Raw genomic sequence first — 17,168 nt, forward strand, 5'->3', positions numbered from 1 at the left:
GCCTGACATCAAGCTAACATGACTGCGATGCGGAGCAATCGTCCGATATCAGAGTGTTGATCAGGATTCCGCCAAACTGTGCTATACTGCGATCAGGCGTTGTCGGCTGGTCCGGCCACGGACAACTTTATGCCGGATCCATTCCGCGGCGCAATTCTCGCCAGGAAAGGGGATGAAAATGGCTAAAACAATCGGAAATCCGATCAGTTGGGCCGCCCGGAATCTGGGGGCGGCCAGTGATCATGTCTCGGATAGCGTTTCACAACTCGGAAGCGCAGATACCAAACACTTGCCGATGGTGCAGACATTGACGGTGCAGGATCTGCACGCTTGCCTGCGGGCGGGGTATCACGACTTTGTCGAAACACGGGCGGATGCCATATTCATTGTGTTGATCTACCCGATCGCGGGGCTTTTGATGTTCGGCTTTGCCCTGAACGTCAACATGGTTCCACTTCTGGCGCCTCTGGTCGCAGGTTTTGCCTTGATCGGTCCGGTGGCAGCTGTGGGTTTGTACGAGATCAGCCGCAAACGTGAACAAGGCAGCACGGTGCATTGGCTGGATGCGTTCGGCGTATTCCGCTCACCGGCATTCGGCGCAATTCTGGTTTTGGGCTTCTATCTGGTGATGCTTCTGCTGATCTGGCTGATGGTGGCGCAGAGCATCTATACGCATACAATGGGGCCTGAAGCCCCCGCATCACTTGGCACTTTTGCCACGCAGGCTTTCACGACGACTGCCGGCTGGACCATGATGGTTGTCGGACTCGCCGTTGGTTTCGTATTCGCTCTTTGCGCTCTGGCCGTCAGCGTCGTCAGCTTTCCGTTGCTTCTGGACCGGCAAGTCGGATTGCCGGTGGCGGTCGTGACGTCGTTTCGCGTGTTGCGTCACAACCCCGGCGTCATCTTGACCTGGGGGTTCATCGTGGCGGCCCTTCTGTTTCTGGGTGCCCTGCCGATGCTGTTGGGCCTGATCATAGTGATGCCGGTTCTGGGTCATGCCACATGGCACCTGTACCGCCGCGCGGTTGCGTGAACGCGCGGGTCTGACCCGCGCGCGCAGAGTTCAGCCCGCGACGTTCAGGACGATCTTGCCAATATGGCCCGAGCTTTCCATGCGTGCATGGGCGGCGGCAGCCTCGGCCAGATCAAACTCGCTGTCCATGACAGGCGCAACCTTGCCAGCCTCAAACAGAGGCCAGACAGCTTCGCGCAGGTCCTGCGCAATCCGGGCCTTGGCCAGATCGCTTTGCGGGCGCAGGGTGCTGCCGGTCAGGGTCAGGCGCTTGACCATCATCAGGGCAAAGTTCAGCTCGACCACCGGGCCTTGCAGAAACGCGATCTGGACCAGCCGCCCATCCTCGGCCAGAGCTTTGACGTTGCGCGGGATATAGTCGCCACCGACCATGTCGAGGATCAGGTTTGCCCCGCCTTCGGCCCGCATGACGGCCACAAAGTCCTCATCGCGGTAGTTGATCGCCCTTTCCGCACCCAATTTGACGCAAGCCTCGCATTTTTCATCCGACCCTGCGGTGGCAAAAACGCGGGCACCAAAAGCATTGGCCAACTGGATGGCCGTCGTGCCAATCCCGCTCGAGCCACCATGGACCAGAAATCTCTCGCCTGCTTTCAGCCCGCCCCGCGTAAACACGTTGGACCAGACGGTGAAAAAGGTCTCGGGCAGGCAGGCCGCCTCTTTCATTCCCATGCCGGCAGGAACCGGCAGGCAATGGGCCGCAGGGGTGGCGACATATTCGGCATAGCCGCCGCCCGGCAGCAACGCGCAGACCTGATCCCCGACGGACAGTCCTTCGACCCCGGCCCCGATCGAGACCACTTCGCCCGAAGCCTCAAGCCCCGGCAGGTCGCTGGCACCGGGCGGCGGATCGTAAGCGCCCGCGCGCTGCAACGCATCCGGACGGTTCACACCGGCATAGGCCACTTTCAGAACGACCTGCCCCGCACCCGGTTCGGGAATCGGTCGCTCGGTCAGTTGCAAAACATCGGGACCACCCGGTTCGGTGATCTCAACAGCGCGCATCATCTGGGTCATAGGCACCTCCTTTGCCCAATGCCTAGCAGGCATCAGGGCCAAGGCCCAGCACCAAGACGCGCTACTTTCGGGGGTTCAGCATTCCCGGAAGATCGGCCCGCATTTTTACCGGAGCCTTCACCTGACCCGCCAGCCAGTTCGGAACCGCCAGAAACGGTTTCAACACCGGGTTGTCGCGCAACTGCGCCTTGAGCTTTTCAAACTCCATGACATTTGCGATCCGGCGATCCAGAAACTCCCACGTGTTCTGGTGATCCGGGCTGTCATCACCCAGCCAAAACAGCAGGGTCGAGGAATAGACACCCGACAAAGTGGCCCGCTTCGTGTACCAGTTCACATCATCCGAGCTGTCGCCCAGCGCATCCCAGATCAAATCGCAGGTCTGCCAAACCGCCTTGGCACCGTCGGCCGCATGGGTTGGCAGGGAAAACAGCGTCATGCCCCGGCGCACCAGTTCTTTGTCCTCGACGGCCTGCAAGCGGAACCGAACCGCAGCGGCAATCCTGTCGCGGAATTTCAGTTCGCTCAGGTCCTCGGACCTGATGCCGTCCAGCATCGCCTGATCCCCGCGCGCGTGGTAGGCCAGCGCCAGATCCACCGCGCCGCGCGGACAAATCGCGCGTGCCAGACCGTCGTCCAGACCACAGTCGGAAATGGAGGCGCGGAAACTGGATTCCGACCACCCATCGAAGGGAACATGGATCAGCATCGCATCCAAAAGCCGCTGTTTTGCATCTTCATATGTGGTCGTCATGGCGGTTCTCCGGTTGTCGGGCCCAGTACTAGACAAGTTAGAGCGGCTTTGCTATACGGCCAACTCCTGCAATTTCCTTGCAACTCTATCTAGAAAGGTGGTGACAACCACATGCAGGTTAGTGTTCGCGACAACAACGTCGATCAGGCGCTTCGTGCCCTGAAGAAAAAGCTGCAGCGCGAAGGCGTGTTCCGTGAAATGAAGCTTAAGCAACATTTCGAGAAACCGTCCGAGAAAAAAGCGCGCGAGAAGGCTGAAGCGATCCGTCGTGCCCGTAAACTGGCACGTAAGAAAGCACAGCGCGAAGGTTTGCTCTAAGACCTTTGGTCTCGTCCAGCTTTGGATGACACTATTTGACGACCCCCGAGGCATCGCCCGGGGGTTTGTCGTTTCGGGGATCGGTTTCAATCCGCCGACTCGTGGTACCGGCTGTGCGGCAAGCCGCCATTTCCTCACCAGCAACATTTTGCCCGGCATTTTGCAGCGCAGCGAATCCCGCACCGGTAGCATCGCGCCGCCAAAACTCGCCTGTAGTGAACCACCCCCTACCACCGTCGATATCCCGACCTCTAAGTGAGCCCGTCCGGAAGGACACAAACACAAACGGAGGCAAAAATGTCGACTGCAAGTACATTTGAACGCGAGATGCTGGAGCTGATCAACCAGGAACGCACATCCCGCGGGCTCAACCCGCTTCAGCTTGAGACGCAGCTGAACGATTCATCCGAAGATCACAGCACCTGGATGCTGGACACAGACACGTTCAGCCACACCGGTTCGGGCGGTTCCAGTGCGACCCAGCGGATGCAAAACGCCGGGTTCGATCTTGAGGGCAACTGGCGAACCGGCGAAAACATCGCATGGCAGTCCGAACGCGGGCAGCCCGGCATCAGCGATGACGTGGCTCAGTTGCACCAGAACCTGATGAACAGCCCGGGCCACCGCGCCAATATTCTGAACCCGGATTTCAAATATATCGGGATCGGTATCGAAACCGGCGATATGCAGGGTTTTGATGCGGTGATGGTCACCCAGAACTTTGCCGCAACCGACGCGGCAGTCATGCTGGACAACGGCAATACGAACACACCGCCCGTTCCGCCAACCACGCCGGACGAAGTTGCCGTTCCGGAAGAGCCGGAACCTGAAACACCTGACACCGACGTCACCGAGACAGAAGAGCCGGAACCCGAAACACCTGACACCGACGTCACCGAGACCGAGGAACCGGAGCCCGAAACACCCGACACCGACGTCACCGAGACCGAGGAACCGGAGCCCGAAACACCCGACACCGACGTCACCGAGACCGAAGAGCCGGAACCCGAAACACCTGACACCGACGTCACCGAAACCGAAGAACCGGAGCCCGAAACACCCGATACCGACGTCACCGAGACCGAGGAACCGGAGCCCGAAACGCCGGACGTGGACGTGGTTGACGGCGGTGAGGCCGAGACGTTCTGCTTTGACGTTCAGGCCTTCCTGGATGAAATCGCCAGTTTCCTCGAAAACCTGCAAGCGCAGTTTGACGAGTTCAACTGGGGTGACGATATGAACGGCGACACGGACGTGGCGGACACCGATGATATCGACATGATGCCGACCGTCGACGTCACGCCGGAAACGGAATCCGAGCCTGCGGGTACCGAAACAGCCGACGTCGATGACTGTGACATCACAATGGTCAACTTCTTCCACTTTGACTGCATGATGGATGCAGCCTGATCAGTTGACCCTGTGCGAGGCCGGCCGTGTCGGCCTCGCATATTCCGGCTCAGAGCCTGATTTTGCTTCAGTAGATCTTTGGTACATAAAGTTCATCCGGCAAAACGCGGCGTTCGTATTCCGGGTTGTACTTGCGATCGGGCAGATTGACCTTTTCCTGAGGCACGTCCTCGTAAGGGATTTTTGTCAAAAGATGCTCGATACAGTTCAGCCTTTCGCGTTTTTTGTCATTGCCTTCGACGATGTACCACGGCGCCTCGGGAATATTGGTTCGGAAAAGCATATCCTCTTTGGCCTTTGTGTAGGATTCCCAGCGGATGCGGGATTCCAGATCCATCGGTGACAGCTTCCATTGCTTCATCGGATCGTGAATACGCATGAGGAATCGCAACTGCTGTTCCTCATCCGTGATCGAGAACCAGTATTTCAGCAGAATGATCCCTGACCGCACCAGCATCCGTTCGAATTCCGGAACGTCCTGAAAGAATTGTTCAACCTGGTCCTCGGACGCAAAACCCATCACCCGCTCGACGCCGGCCCGGTTGTACCAGGAGCGGTCGAACAGAACGATTTCACCCGCCGCCGGCAGATGCGGTACGTAGCGCTGGAAATACCACTGGCTTTGCTCTCGGCGGCTGGGTGCCGGCAATGCCACCACGCGCGCGACGCGCGGGTTCAGACGCTGGGTGATCCGCTTGATCACGCCCCCTTTACCGGCACTGTCACGGCCTTCAAACAGGATACAGACCTTGGCTCCGGTATGCTGTACCCAGTCCTGAACCTTGATCAGTTCGGCTTGCAGGCGCAGCAGGTTGCGGAAGTAAACCTTGCGATCCAACATGTCCGGATGCTGTTCCCGATAGATTTTGCGGACTTCCATCGACAGCATCGGCTCACTGAATTCTATCTCGAGATCTTCGTCCAGCGTGTCCTCCAGCTCGGCTTCCAGCCAGTCTTTGGGGGCGCCAGTGTTTTCGTTGTCCAAGGTCAGCTCCTTCTCGGTCTTCGGGTTCGGACCATATCGGGCCCGTGTTGCCGTCTGATGTCACCAGATGAATTGATGCGAGGGTCACGAGTCCTGCGGCTGTTGTCACGCCTACAAATCAGGTCCAGCGCGGGAATACGGTCTTTCCCCTGAATTTGTACATCTGGCCCGCGGGATACAAGCGTCTGAATTGACGCAATGCACGGCGCTTGGCCATGGCTGCTTGCATTGCCTCGTTTTGGTGCGGCATCACGGTGCGCATGACAAAGACGAGGCGATTGTGACATTCCTTCTTTCCGTGATGCCCGCGATCTGGCCCTGGCTTGTTCTGATATCAGCGCAATTGATGGTGCTGACCCGGCGGACAGGCATCGGCTTTTCGTTGCTGGCTTTGTTCATCAGCATTGCCTCGGCGACAGGATTGATGTCACCCATGGCGATCGCCGCGGTGGCCTTTGGTCTGGTCGGAGCTTTGTTGCTGCCCCATCTGAAAGGGTGGCCTGCTGTCGCCGGACACCTGTTGTTGATCCTGTGGTGCCTGGTCATGGGTGCCCATCTGCTGCCGGGATTCGAAAATTTGAAAATTCTGGATCAGGTACAGGCAGGTGCGGGAAGCGCCAGTTTCACCCTGCATCTGAACCTGGACAAACCGATGGTCTTCTTTGCCGTTCTTCTGGCCTGGCCCCGGATGCTGCGCGGAAAAACGCAGATCAAACGCACGGCTTTGCTGGCAGGGTTGCTGCTCTTGCCGGGGCTGTTTCTGTTGGGGCTTGCCTTTGGCGCGGTGCAGCCGGAATTTTCGGTCCCGCCCTGGTGGCTGGTATTTACCCTGTCCAACCTGTTTCTGACCTGCCTGACGGAAGAAGCCTTCTTTCGTGGCTATCTGCAATCAGCCATCTCCTCGCGCTTCGGGGCCGCTTGCAGCGTGATCGCAGCCAGCCTGCTGTTCGGACTGGCCCATGTCGCCGGGGGTACGGCGCTGGTGGTTTTTGCTTCCATTCTCGGGCTGGCCTGCGGATTGGGATACTATGCAACCAGACGCCTGTGGGTGCCTGTGATGATGCATTTTGGGTTCAACCTGACCCACCTTTTTCTGTTCACCTATCCCGGGTCTTTATGACAATCAGACGGGCAAGGCAGTGGTCTTGAACACGGTACGCAAGGCAAACGAGCTTTGCATTTGCGCCACCCCGGGCAGGCGCGACAGGTATTGCCGATGGATGCGGGCGAAATCTTCGGTGTTTTCCGCCACAACTTTCAGAATGTAATCCGCCGTACCGGCCATCAGATGGCATTCCAGCACATCCGGTATCCGGGCTACCGCCTTTTCAAACGCATCCAGAACCTCTTCGGCCTGACCCTGTAGCGTGATCTCGACAAAGACCGTTGTCGGCACGTTCATCTTCCGCGCATCCAGCAGCGCCACGTAGTTGCGAATGTAGCCTTCAACCTCCAGCCGCTGAACACGCCGGTGGCAAGCCGACGGAGACAGGTTGACCTGTTCAGACAATTCCGAATTCGACATCCTGCCGTTTTTTTGCAGTGCCGCCAGAATCTTTCGATCAGTCGTATCCAAGCTCATTTGCGCAAGTCCTTTGCGAAATATATACACATTGCGCGAAATTCTTCCAAAGAAAAACGCATTGACACGTTTTCTTTCACAGAAATTGCGCGACAAAATGCACATAATTTAAGCAGCTTATGAACGGAGAGCCCAATGAAAATCGGTTGCCCCAAGGAAATCAAACCTCAGGAATTCCGCGTCGGGATGACGCCCAATGCTGCTCAGGAAGCAGTTGCACGTGGTCACGAAGTCCTGATCGAATCCGGCGCAGGCATCGGCGCGGGATTTGACAACGACGCCTATGTCGCGGCTGGCGCACGTATCATCGACACTGCGGAAGAGGTGTTTGCCACCGCCGACATGATCGTCAAGGTCAAGGAACCCCAGGCCGTGGAACGCAAGATGCTGCGCGAAGGGCAGCTGCTGTTCACCTATCTGCACCTGGCTCCGGACCCGGATCAGACGCATGACCTGCTGGAATCGGGTTGTACTGCCATCGCCTATGAAACTGTGACCGATGCGAACGGCGGCCTGCCCCTGCTGGCACCGATGTCCGAAGTCGCCGGTCGTCTGGCCCCTCAGGTCGGATCGTGGACCCTGCAAAAGGCCAATGGCGGGCGCGGCGTGCTGATGGGTGGCGTACCCGGTGTCGGCCCTGCCAAAGTGGTCGTAATCGGCGGCGGCGTCGTAGGAACCCATGCGGCGAAGATCGCCGCCGGTATGGGCGCGGATGTCACCGTTCTGGATCGCTCTTTGCCGCGGCTGCGCTATCTGGACGACGTCTTTGGCGGCACCTTCAAGAACCAGTATTCGACCGCAGGTGCCACTGCCGAGCTGATCCAGGATGCCGATATGGTCATCGGTGCCGTTCTGATCCCCGGCGCTGCGGCCCCAAAACTTGTCTCGCGCGCCCAGCTGTCGACGATGAAACCCGGTGCCGTACTTGTCGATGTTGCCATCGATCAGGGCGGGTGCTTCGAAACGTCGAAAGCCACCACCCATGCCGACCCGATCTACGACGTCGACGGCATCATGCACTACTGCGTTGCCAACATGCCGGGCGCGGTGGCGCGCACCTCGACCATCGCCCTGGGCAACGCAACAATGCCGTTCATGCTGTCTCTGGCGGACAAAGGCTGGAAACAGGCGTGTCAGGACGATCCGCATCTGCTGGAAGGTCTGAACGTCCACGCTGGCAAGCTGACCTACTATGCGGTCGGCAAGGCCCTTGGTATTGACGTCGTCTCGCCCAACGTGATCGTCAAGTCGTAACCACTCCTGCCCCTGAAATCGTTTTTGAAAAGCGGTTTCCAGCGTTGGGCATAGCGCCACGCCACAGGCGTGGCGCGGTTGGACTCAAAGCGATGGTTTGAACAAAGAAAAGGGCACCGCGCCCTTGCGCGGTGCCCGGCCCAACGGGAGGAGGGCATTTTCGAATGCCCGATCGACGGGCGGGAGCCGTCACCCCTGTTTCTGGATCTCCACAGAATGAGGGTAAGGGATCGAAATACCCTTGTCGTCAAAGGCTTCTTTGATCGTTTTCGTCAGCTCGAATTTGACATCCCAATAGTCTGGCGCCGAGCACCACAGCCGTGCCGTCAGATCCACCGAACTGTCACCCAGGTTCGTTACCCGAACCCAGGGTTCCGGGTCGCTGTGAATGCGGCTGTCCGCTTTGGCCACATCCAGAATGATCTGCATGGCTTTGTCAGCGCTGTCACCATAGTCGATTCCGAATACCAGATCGACACGACGCGTGTCATGGGCAGAGTAGTTCGTGATGATCGAGCCCCATGCCTGACCGTTCGGAACAATGATTTGCACGTTGTCCGGCGTCACCAGTTCGGTGGTGAACAGGTTCAGGTCCTTTACGGTGCCCGACGTGCCGCCGATATCAACAAATTGACCCAGCTTGTAGGGCCGGAAGACAACCAGCATCACACCGGCCGCCAGATCGCTGAGTGTGCCTTGCAGCGCCAGGCCGATAGCCAGGGACGCAGCACCCAGAATGGCGACGATGCTGGTGGCTTCAATTCCGAAGATGCCTAGAACCGCAACCAGAACCATGGCGAGAATGGCCCATTTGACCAGGCTTGCCATAAAGTTCCCAAGCGTCGGATCAATATGCGGCGTCGAATTGATCCGGCGGCGAACCATGCCCCCGATTGCACCAGCCACGATCCAGCCCAGGATCAGAACGACAAGCGCCTTGACGGCACTCATGATCAGCGGGGCAAATGCACCCACCTGTGTTACGACCTCATCCACGCCCATCTCCTTTCAACAGCAAGAAACCCGCGAGGTTTTCGCGGGGGTCACCAGATTGTGAGCCAAGTTTGGCTTCCGGTCTAGGTGCGAGTTTCGTGGGATTTCCCCTTTGTTCGTCAGAAAACACGGCCTGACCGGAAATGCACATCGCCAAGGGCTTAAATAAATCAGGCGTGGCCCCTAGCTTTTACAGGGACAGCCACACAGGAGCCCCCAATGCTGGACAACAAACCGCATCCGATCATGGCGCGCTGGCCCGCGCAATCCCCGGACAGGATTCAACTGTATTCCTATCCGACTCCAAACGGCGTGAAGGCGTCGATCATGCTGGAGGAAACCGGCCTGCCCTATGAGCCCCATCTGGTGACGCTGTCGGATGCGGACGTCAAAAGCCCCGAGTTTCTGTCGCTGAACCCAAACAACAAAATCCCAGCCATCATCGATCCCAACGGGCCGGACGGTGAGCCGCTGGCCCTGTTCGAAAGCGGGGCAATCCTGCTGTATCTGGCCGAGAAATCAGGCAAGTTGCTGGGACAAAGCGCAGCAGACAAGCATCGCATTACCCAATGGCTGATGTTCCAAATGGGGGGCGTGGGGCCAATGTTTGGCCAGCTTGGCTTTTTCTACAAATTCGCGGGCAGCGAAATCGAAGACCCCCGACCGCGCGAACGCTATATCAACGAGGCCAAACGCCTTTTGAACGTGGTCAACACGCAACTGGAAGGGAAAGACTGGATCGCCGGCGATTACTCCATCGCCGATATCGCTCTTGCCCCCTGGTTGAATGCTCTGGACTTCTACGGCGCGAAAAAGGTTGTCGGCTGGGACGGCTACGCCAATGTCGTCGCCTATGTCGACCGTTTCATGCAACGCCCGGCGGTGCAGCGCGGCAAGACCATACCCGCACGCGCTTAATCTGTTTCACGATTGGAAGGGTGCCAAAATTGGCACCCTCTTCGCAAAGCTCAGCCCGGCAGTGCACCCGTCAGCACATACCGCAGGATTTCGACAACCTGCGCGGGCTTTTCCGCCACGGCCAGCGCGGCTGCATCCACTTCTTTCAACGCGTGCTGATGCTCGGGACCGTGCAGCACGATAATGGATTTACCCAGCGCTGCGGCATAGCCCGCATCAAAAGCCGCGTTCCACTGTTTGTACTTGTCGCCAAACCGGACAACCACCACGTCGGCATCCGAAATGCCCTTTCGGGTCCGGATCGCGTTGACCATCGCCCCCTTGTGGTCATGCCAGTATTTGTTCGGCTCTTCCCCCAGAATGGCAACGCCGCAATCGTCGCTTGCCGCGTGGTCCGTCACCGGGCTGTTGAATGTGATGTCCAACCCCTGCGCGCCGTCGATGATCTGTTCGCGCCAATCGGTGTGGATTTCGCCAGAGAGGTACACGTTCAGCATCTTTCGTCCTCCGTAAACACGGAAAGGGCGCCACCGCCCCTTCATCTTTTCTGAAATACTACCGCCGGAGGCGGTCCTGCATCAGCCCCGCAGAACACCGCCGGTTGCCTTGGTGACCTTGGCGATGATCTTTTCGGCCACCGCTTCGATGTCCTTTTCCTTCAGCGTCTGCTCTGTCGGCTGCAAACGTACCGTTATGGCCAACGATTTTTTACCTTCACCCAGGCTGCCGCCGATGAATTCGTCAAAGACACGTACATCTTCGATCAGCGCCTTGTCGGCACCTGCCGCCGCGTTCACCAATGTCAGCGCCTCGACGTTGTCATCAACGACAAAGGCAAAGTCACGTTCAACCGCTTGCAAGTCACGCAATTCCAATGCGGCACGTGTGGCGCCGGACTTGCGGGGCAAGGGAACCTCGTCAGGCCAGATCGTAAAGGCCATTGCCGGACCCTTGATATCCATCGCCTGCAACACGCGCGGGTGCAGCTCACCAAAAACACCCAGCACCTTTTTGGGACCCAGACAGATCTTGCCGTGACGACCCGGATGCCACCATGCATCGCCGTCGCGCAGAATCTGCACCTTGGCCGGTGCTCCGATCGCCGCAAGAACGGCCTCGGCATCCGCCTTGGCATCAAAGACATCCACCGGGCGCGAGGCCCCGTGCACATCCTTGGGGCCGTTGCGGCCAACCAGCAGGCCGGCGATCTGGGTTTTCTGGTCGCCGGGTTCGCCATCATGGAAAACGGGGCCAACCTCGAACAGGGCGACGTCGGCGTATCCGCGTGCCTGATTGCGGGCTGCGGCCTGCAACAATCCGGGCAGCAGATCTGGGCGCATGTGACTCATCTCGGACGAGATCGGGTTTTCAAGCATGGTCGCGTCATCCCCGCCACCGAACAAAGCAGCCGAAGCCTGATCGATGAACGTATAGGTGACACATTCGTTGTAACCCAGCGCGGCGCAGGTGCGGCGCGCCATGGACTGGCGGCGCTGCGTCGGTGTCATCACCGGCTTGGGAATACCATCGGTGACACGCGGCAAGGGTTTGCCCTGCAACTTGGTCAACGAGGCGATCCGTGCGACCTCTTCCACCAGATCGGCCTCACCCATGATATCGGGGCGCCAGCTGGGCACGTGGGCCATCTCGCCCTCCAGACGGAAACCCAGACGGGTCAGCGTCTGACGCTGCTCGCTTTCGGGAATGTCCATCCCGACCAGAGACTGCACCCGTTCGGCATCCAGCTTGTACGCACGCGCGTGGTTCGGCGCTTTGCCCGCCTCGACCACTTTGGACGCTTCGCCGCCGCAGATGTCCAGAATCAACTGGGTTGCGTGCTCGAGCCCTTCCAGCGTGTATTCAGGGTCCACGCCGCGTTCGAACCGATACCGCGCGTCCGAATTGATTTTCAGCGCCCGACCCGTCAGCGCGATCTGCACATGATCCCAGAACGCGCTTTCCAGGAAGACGTTCACAGTATCCTCGGTGCAGCCAGTTTCCTGACCGCCCATGATGCCTGCGATGGATTCCGGGCCTTTGTCATCGGAAATAACCATCATGCCGGGCTGTAGCGTGTATTCCTTCTCGTCCAGCGCCACCAGGGTTTCACCGCCTTTGGCGCGGTGAACGCGAAGGTTGCCCTGCACCTTGTCCGCGTCAAACACATGCAGCGGGCGGTTATGGTCAAAGGTCATATAGTTGGTGATATCCACCAGCGCCGAAATCGGACGCAGACCGATCGCCTTCAACTGATCCTGCAACCATTGCGGGCTGGGGCCATTCTTCACACCACGGATCAGACGGCCGGTGAAATGCGGCGCGCCGTCCAGCGTGTCGTCGTCAATCGTCACCTTGATCGGGCTTTCGAAATCTCCGGGCACCGGCACGTAGTCGCGCTGTTTCAAAGTGCCGATCCCACGCGCCGCCAGATCACGCGCGATGCCTTCCACGCCCAGCGCATCGGGCCGGTTGGGAGTGATTGCGATCTCGATCACGGGATCGACTTTCGACGGGTCATTCTCGGCAAGCCAATCAACGAACCTGTCACCGACCTCGCCCGAGGGCAATTCGATGATGCCGTCATGTTCGTCCGACAATTCCAGCTCGCGCTCGGAAGCCATCATCCCAAAGCTTTCGACGCCGCGGATCTTGCCGACGCTGATCGTCAGGTCCAGACCGGGGATATACATGCCCGGTTTACAGACGACGACAGTGATCCCTTCGCGGGCGTTTGGCGCGCCGCAGATGATCTGCAACTCGCCTTCATCCGTGTCCACCTTGCAGACACGCAGCTTGTCGGCGTCAGGGTGTTTTTCCGCGTGTTTCACATAGCCCAGCGTAAAGTCCTTGAGCTTGTCAGCCGGGTTGATGACCTCTTCGACCTCAAGGCCAAGGTCGGTCAGCGCCTCAGTGATCTCATCAACCGACGCATCGGTGTCGAGGTGGTCTTTCAGCCAGGACAGAGTGAATTTCATTGCTACAGGCCTTTTTGGGCAAACATCCAGTCGGCACAGGCAATGACAAAGAATGGGCCGGGGTGCAAGCGCCCTGCGTCACGGATAGGTAGGGGTGCGGCCCAAAAGCTCGTCCAGCTGCCGTCCGATCCAGCCGTGTGGGATGAAATGCCCACCCGGATGCGTGTCCAGTGAAACCTGCCCCTGCGTGCAATCGGTCCACTCCACCCGGCTGAGCGTCAGGATCGGCACCACGCTCCAATCGCCACGCGGCGTCGCTGTTTCGCAGCCGAATTTCTGCCGCCACAGCGCCACCGGATAGGTCGTGTCCCCTCCCGGGCCAAAGGGGAAGTCCATTACGGTATCGCTGGTTCCGTGCACATGGCGCACCTCGGCCGGGGCCTGCGGGCAGTGCTCAGTCTGACGAATGGTGCCTGCAATGCCCAAGAGCGCGGCAGTGTCATTGCCCGACTGGCAGACATAACGCCACGCCATCGCGCCGCCAAAGGAATAGCCCGAGACATAGATGCGATCCGGGTCAATCGGATAGCGTTGGGCTACATCCTCAAGCACCCGATCAGCAAAAGGCACGTCGCCCGTGTTCGAGGTCCAGAAATCCCAGCTTTTGCCCAACCCGTTCGGAGCCACCAGCAGCACACCGCGCAGCTTTGTGGCTCCGGCGATGCGCTCGTGGTTCACCACCACGGTCCCCTGCCGCGCCCAACCGTGGAAATGCAGCAACACCGGCAGAGGCGTTTCGCCGTCCCACCCATCCGGCTCCAACACATGATACGAGCGGTCCCCGACCTGACAGGCGGTATCACCGTGGCAGGTATCCACGGCAACGGCTTGGGTGGCGGTCAGCAGGAGAAGGCAGAGCAGTCGGTAAATCATCTGCCGAACCCTAACGAGCCTGCGCCCGCTGTCACGTCACAACCCCGTGCGAGATTGTGACAAGCCGCGCTGTCGCCAGACCGCGGGGTGGCGATCCGTGGTTTGAGTTGGGCGGTTTATGATTGCCAAATCCGCGCGCTGTTCGAGCGTTGTACTTGCGGAGACAAATCGCCAGCCCGTACGGGCGGTCTGGCGATAGCGCGGCGGCCTATCGGCCTTTGCTCCGCGCATTCTACTTCCGGAAATCTTTCAAGAGCTTTCTAGTCTTCTGAAGCTGCTCATTCTCGTCTTGGCGGCGAGTTTTGTCCTTTAACCAAACGTCCCCGGCGATTTGCAAAAAGTGCATTACAGGAAGAACAACTACGACTGTGAACAAGTAGCCGAACAACTCCCCGCCAAACCCGAAAACCAAGAGCATTGCGACAAATGAGAGCGTGAACAATCCAAATATTTGCCACAACCGAATACCTTTGGCGCGCCTTTTGCACCAATCGACATAACGCGCCAGAAATAAACCCAACGGGTACACTTACCGGCTCAAACCACCATGCAGGTTCGGCATATCCAGCGCTGCGAACCCGTAGTGGCGCAGCCAGCGCAGGTCGGAATCAAAGAACGCCCGCAGATCGGGAATACCGTATTTCAGCATCGCCAGACGGTCGATGCCGATGCCAAAGGCAAAGCCCTGATAGACCTCGGGGTCGATGCCACCGGCGGCGATCACCTTGGGGTGGACCATGCCCGAGCCCAGAATCTCCATCCAGTCGTCGCCCTCGCCGATCTTCAGCTGACCGTTATCCCAGGAACAGCGGATATCGACCTCGGCCGACGGCTCGGTGAAGGGGAAGTGCGAGGCGCGGAAGCGCAGTTCGACGTCGTCGACCTCGAAAAACGCCTTCACGAACTCTTCCAGAACCCATTTCAGGTTCGCCATCGAGATGTCCTTATCGATGGCCAGCCCTTCGACCTGATGGAACATCGGCGTGTGGGTCTGGTCATAGTCGGCGCGATAGACGCCGCCCGGACAAATCACGCGGATGGGCGCGCCCTGTTTCTCCATCGACCGGATCTGCACAGGGGATGTGTGGGTCCGCAGCACATGCGGCGGGCGATTGTCGCCCTCGGCGCGGTGCATGTAGAACGTGTCCATCTCGGCCCGCGCGGGGTGGTGGCCGGGGATGTTCAGGGCGTCGAAGTTGTGCCAGTCGGTTTCGATCCGCGGACCTTCGGCCACAGAGAAACCCAGTTCGGCAAAGATCGCGGTCAGTTCCTCGGTCGCCTGGCTGACCGGGTGGATCGAGCCCTGACGGCGCGCGCGGGTCGGCAGGGTGACGTCCAGCCATTCGGTGCGCAGACGCTCATCCAGCGCGGCATCGGCCAGAGCGGCCTTTTTGGCGGACAGGGCCGAGTTGATCTCATCCTTCAGGGCGTTCAGCGCGGGGCCTGCCACCTGGCGTTCCTCGGGCGTCATTTTACCCAACTCGCGCATCTTCAGCGCGACCTCGCCTTTTTTGCCCACGGCAGCGACGCGGATCGCCTCAAGCGCGTTTTCATCGCCTGCTTCGGCGATTTGGCCCAGATATTTTGCCTTAAGATCGTCCATGACGCCCTCTGAATTTGGTCGCCAACCTGCTATCGGGCCAGCCCCGCGAATGCAAGCGGGACCGGGCGGATCAATAGCTGTATTCGGGGAAAATCCGGGTCAGATCACCGTTCCAGTCGCCGTTGTAGTGTTCCAGCAACTCATCCGCAGGCACTTTCCCGCTTTGGATGCTGTCCTTGAGCGCGTTGAGGAAATGGGTCTCGTCCGGAACCAGGCCACCGGCACCGGGATAGGCGCGGGCTTTCAGGCCGGCTTCGGAGATCGCCACAACCTCACGCGCCAGATCGTGCATGTTGAAGGTGCCGACCTTCGCTTGCAGGCCGTCTTTGGCAGCCGCGACACGCAGCGCCTCGCGGGTCTCGGTATCCCAGCCTTTGACCAGATCCCAGGCCGCGTCCAGGGCCGTTTGATCGTAAGTCAGGCCAACCCAGAAGGCGGGCAAGGCACACAGACGACGCCATGGGCCGCCATCGGCCCCGCGCATTTCCATGAATTTCTTGATCCGCGCCTCGGGGAAGGCGGTGGTCAGGTGATCGGCCCAATCGCTGAGCGCGGGCGTTTCACCCGGCAGAGCGGGCAGTTCGCCTTTCAGGAAGTCGCGGAACGACATGCCCAGCGCATTGATGTACTGGCCATCGCGATAGACGAAATACATCGGAACATCGAGCGCGTATTGCACGTAGCGCTCGAACCCGAAGCCGTCTTCGAACACGAAAGGCAGCATGCCCGTACGCGCATCGTCCAGATGCCGCCAGATGTAACTGCGCCAGCTTTTCTGGCCATTTACCTTGCCTTCGAAAAAGGGCGAGTTCGCAAACAACGCCGTTGCCACCGGCTGCAAGGCCAACGCCACGCGCAGTTTCTGCACCATGTCGGCCTCGGACCCGAAATCGATGTTGACCTGAACCGTGCAGGTCCGTCGCATCATGGCGCGGCCCATGGTGCCGACCTTTTCCATATAGTCATTCATCAGCCGATACCGCCCCTTGGGCATCAGCGGCATTTCCTCATGTGTCCAGGTCGGTGCCGCGCCCAGACCGATGAAACCCACGCCGATCTCATCAGCGATGTCCTTCACCTCGCGCAGGTGGGTGTTCACCTCATCACAGGTTTCGTGGATGGTCTCGAGCGGAGCACCCGACAGCTCCAGCGCGCCGCCCGGCTCCAGGCTGACATTGGCGCCATCCTTTTCCAGACCGATCAGATGACCCGCTTCACGGACTTCGGCCCAACCGTGCCGGTCGCGCAGGCCCTCCAACACCGCCACGATGGATCGCGCACCCTCAAACGGCAACGGTTTCAGCGTGTCTTTGCAGTAGCCGAATTTCTCATGCTCGGTGCCGATGCGCCAGTCTGCCTTGGGCTTGCAGCCCGACTCCAGATATTCGGCCAATTGCTCGTGGCGTTCGATTGGTCCGCCGCCGGACTGGGGGATGGACATGAGACCCGT

At 59.3% G+C, this 17,168-nt stretch carries 16 protein-coding genes; 6 read left to right on the forward strand and 10 right to left on the reverse strand.

What is annotated here, in order from left to right:
* Positions 1 to 178 precede the first annotated feature (178 nt).
* Positions 179 to 1,036, forward strand: coding sequence for a DUF2189 domain-containing protein (locus ACR3E6_RS03510; RefSeq protein WP_480485845.1), 858 nt, complete (start codon positions 179 to 181; stop codon positions 1,034 to 1,036).
* A gap of 30 nt (positions 1,037 to 1,066) precedes the next feature.
* On the opposite strand, the gene ACR3E6_RS03515 is transcribed toward ACR3E6_RS03510, so the two are convergent.
* The gene (locus ACR3E6_RS03515; protein ID WP_480485847.1) at positions 1,067 to 2,053 is read right to left on the reverse strand and encodes an NAD(P)H-quinone oxidoreductase; all 987 of its coding nucleotides are present in this window, start codon (positions 2,051 to 2,053) and stop codon (positions 1,067 to 1,069) included.
* A gap of 61 nt (positions 2,054 to 2,114) precedes the next feature.
* Complete coding sequence (locus ACR3E6_RS03520) at positions 2,115 to 2,807, reverse strand: COQ9 family protein (protein ID WP_209834727.1); 693 nt, start codon at positions 2,805 to 2,807, stop codon at positions 2,115 to 2,117.
* 111 nt (positions 2,808 to 2,918) lie between these two features.
* On the opposite strand from ACR3E6_RS03520, the gene rpsU reads away from it, so the two are divergent.
* The gene (gene rpsU, locus ACR3E6_RS03525) at positions 2,919 to 3,125 is read left to right on the forward strand and encodes a 30S ribosomal protein S21 (RefSeq protein ID WP_005614280.1); all 207 of its coding nucleotides are present in this window, start codon (positions 2,919 to 2,921) and stop codon (positions 3,123 to 3,125) included.
* Positions 3,126 to 3,422: 297 nt separating this feature from the next.
* Entirely contained in the window at positions 3,423 to 4,535 is a 1,113-nt protein-coding gene (locus ACR3E6_RS03530) for a CAP domain-containing protein (RefSeq protein WP_480485849.1), read from the forward strand.
* A 67-nt stretch (positions 4,536 to 4,602) separates the two neighbouring features.
* Here the strand turns inward: ACR3E6_RS03530 and ppk2 are convergent, their stop codons facing one another.
* Complete coding sequence (gene ppk2, locus ACR3E6_RS03535) at positions 4,603 to 5,520, reverse strand: polyphosphate kinase 2 (RefSeq protein ID WP_480485851.1); 918 nt, start codon at positions 5,518 to 5,520, stop codon at positions 4,603 to 4,605.
* A 280-nt stretch (positions 5,521 to 5,800) separates the two neighbouring features.
* Here ppk2 and ACR3E6_RS03540 point away from each other — a divergent pair, with 280 nt between their 5' ends.
* Positions 5,801 to 6,640: a CPBP family intramembrane glutamic endopeptidase gene (locus ACR3E6_RS03540; protein ID WP_480485853.1), complete on the forward strand. Its 840-nt coding sequence runs from the start codon at positions 5,801 to 5,803 to the stop codon at positions 6,638 to 6,640.
* A 3-nt stretch (positions 6,641 to 6,643) separates the two neighbouring features.
* On the opposite strand, the gene ACR3E6_RS03545 is transcribed toward ACR3E6_RS03540, so the two are convergent.
* Positions 6,644 to 7,102 carry an Lrp/AsnC family transcriptional regulator gene (locus ACR3E6_RS03545; protein ID WP_152456756.1) on the reverse strand — a complete coding sequence of 153 codons (459 nt, stop codon included), beginning with the start codon at positions 7,100 to 7,102 and terminating at the stop codon, positions 6,644 to 6,646.
* Positions 7,103 to 7,237: 135 nt separating this feature from the next.
* Between ACR3E6_RS03545 and ald the strand changes: the two genes are divergently transcribed.
* Entirely contained in the window at positions 7,238 to 8,356 is a 1,119-nt protein-coding gene (gene ald, locus ACR3E6_RS03550; protein ID WP_152456755.1) for an alanine dehydrogenase, read from the forward strand.
* Between the two features lie 189 nt (positions 8,357 to 8,545).
* Here ald and ACR3E6_RS03555 read toward each other — a convergent pair whose 3' ends face one another.
* Positions 8,546 to 9,307 (reverse strand): mechanosensitive ion channel family protein, encoded by a 762-nt coding sequence (locus tag ACR3E6_RS03555; RefSeq protein WP_245218130.1) that lies wholly within the window; start codon positions 9,305 to 9,307, stop codon positions 8,546 to 8,548.
* A 261-nt stretch (positions 9,308 to 9,568) separates the two neighbouring features.
* Here ACR3E6_RS03555 and ACR3E6_RS03560 point away from each other — a divergent pair, with 261 nt between their 5' ends.
* Positions 9,569 to 10,267: a glutathione S-transferase family protein gene (locus ACR3E6_RS03560; RefSeq protein WP_480485855.1), complete on the forward strand. Its 699-nt coding sequence runs from the start codon at positions 9,569 to 9,571 to the stop codon at positions 10,265 to 10,267.
* A gap of 50 nt (positions 10,268 to 10,317) precedes the next feature.
* Here the strand turns inward: ACR3E6_RS03560 and ACR3E6_RS03565 are convergent, their stop codons facing one another.
* The 5 genes from ACR3E6_RS03565 to ACR3E6_RS03585 form a co-directional block, all read right to left on the reverse strand.
* Positions 10,318 to 10,764 carry a YtoQ family protein gene (locus ACR3E6_RS03565; protein ID WP_171119768.1) on the reverse strand — a complete coding sequence of 149 codons (447 nt, stop codon included), beginning with the start codon at positions 10,762 to 10,764 and terminating at the stop codon, positions 10,318 to 10,320.
* Between the two features lie 81 nt (positions 10,765 to 10,845).
* The gene (gene pheT, locus ACR3E6_RS03570; RefSeq protein ID WP_480485856.1) at positions 10,846 to 13,242 is read right to left on the reverse strand and encodes a phenylalanine--tRNA ligase subunit beta; all 2,397 of its coding nucleotides are present in this window, start codon (positions 13,240 to 13,242) and stop codon (positions 10,846 to 10,848) included.
* Between the two features lie 78 nt (positions 13,243 to 13,320).
* The gene (locus tag ACR3E6_RS03575; RefSeq protein WP_210093365.1) at positions 13,321 to 14,115 is read right to left on the reverse strand and encodes a CE1 family esterase; all 795 of its coding nucleotides are present in this window, start codon (positions 14,113 to 14,115) and stop codon (positions 13,321 to 13,323) included.
* A gap of 529 nt (positions 14,116 to 14,644) precedes the next feature.
* Positions 14,645 to 15,718, reverse strand: coding sequence for a phenylalanine--tRNA ligase subunit alpha (pheS, locus tag ACR3E6_RS03580; RefSeq protein ID WP_171635078.1), 1,074 nt, complete (start codon positions 15,716 to 15,718; stop codon positions 14,645 to 14,647).
* A gap of 70 nt (positions 15,719 to 15,788) precedes the next feature.
* A complete protein-coding gene (locus tag ACR3E6_RS03585) occupies positions 15,789 to 17,159 on the reverse strand; it encodes a glutamate--cysteine ligase (protein ID WP_480485859.1) in 1,371 nt (456 codons plus the stop codon).
* Positions 17,160 to 17,168 lie beyond the last annotated feature (9 nt).

The sequence above is a fragment of the Ruegeria sp. AL3 genome (assembly GCF_056536065.1).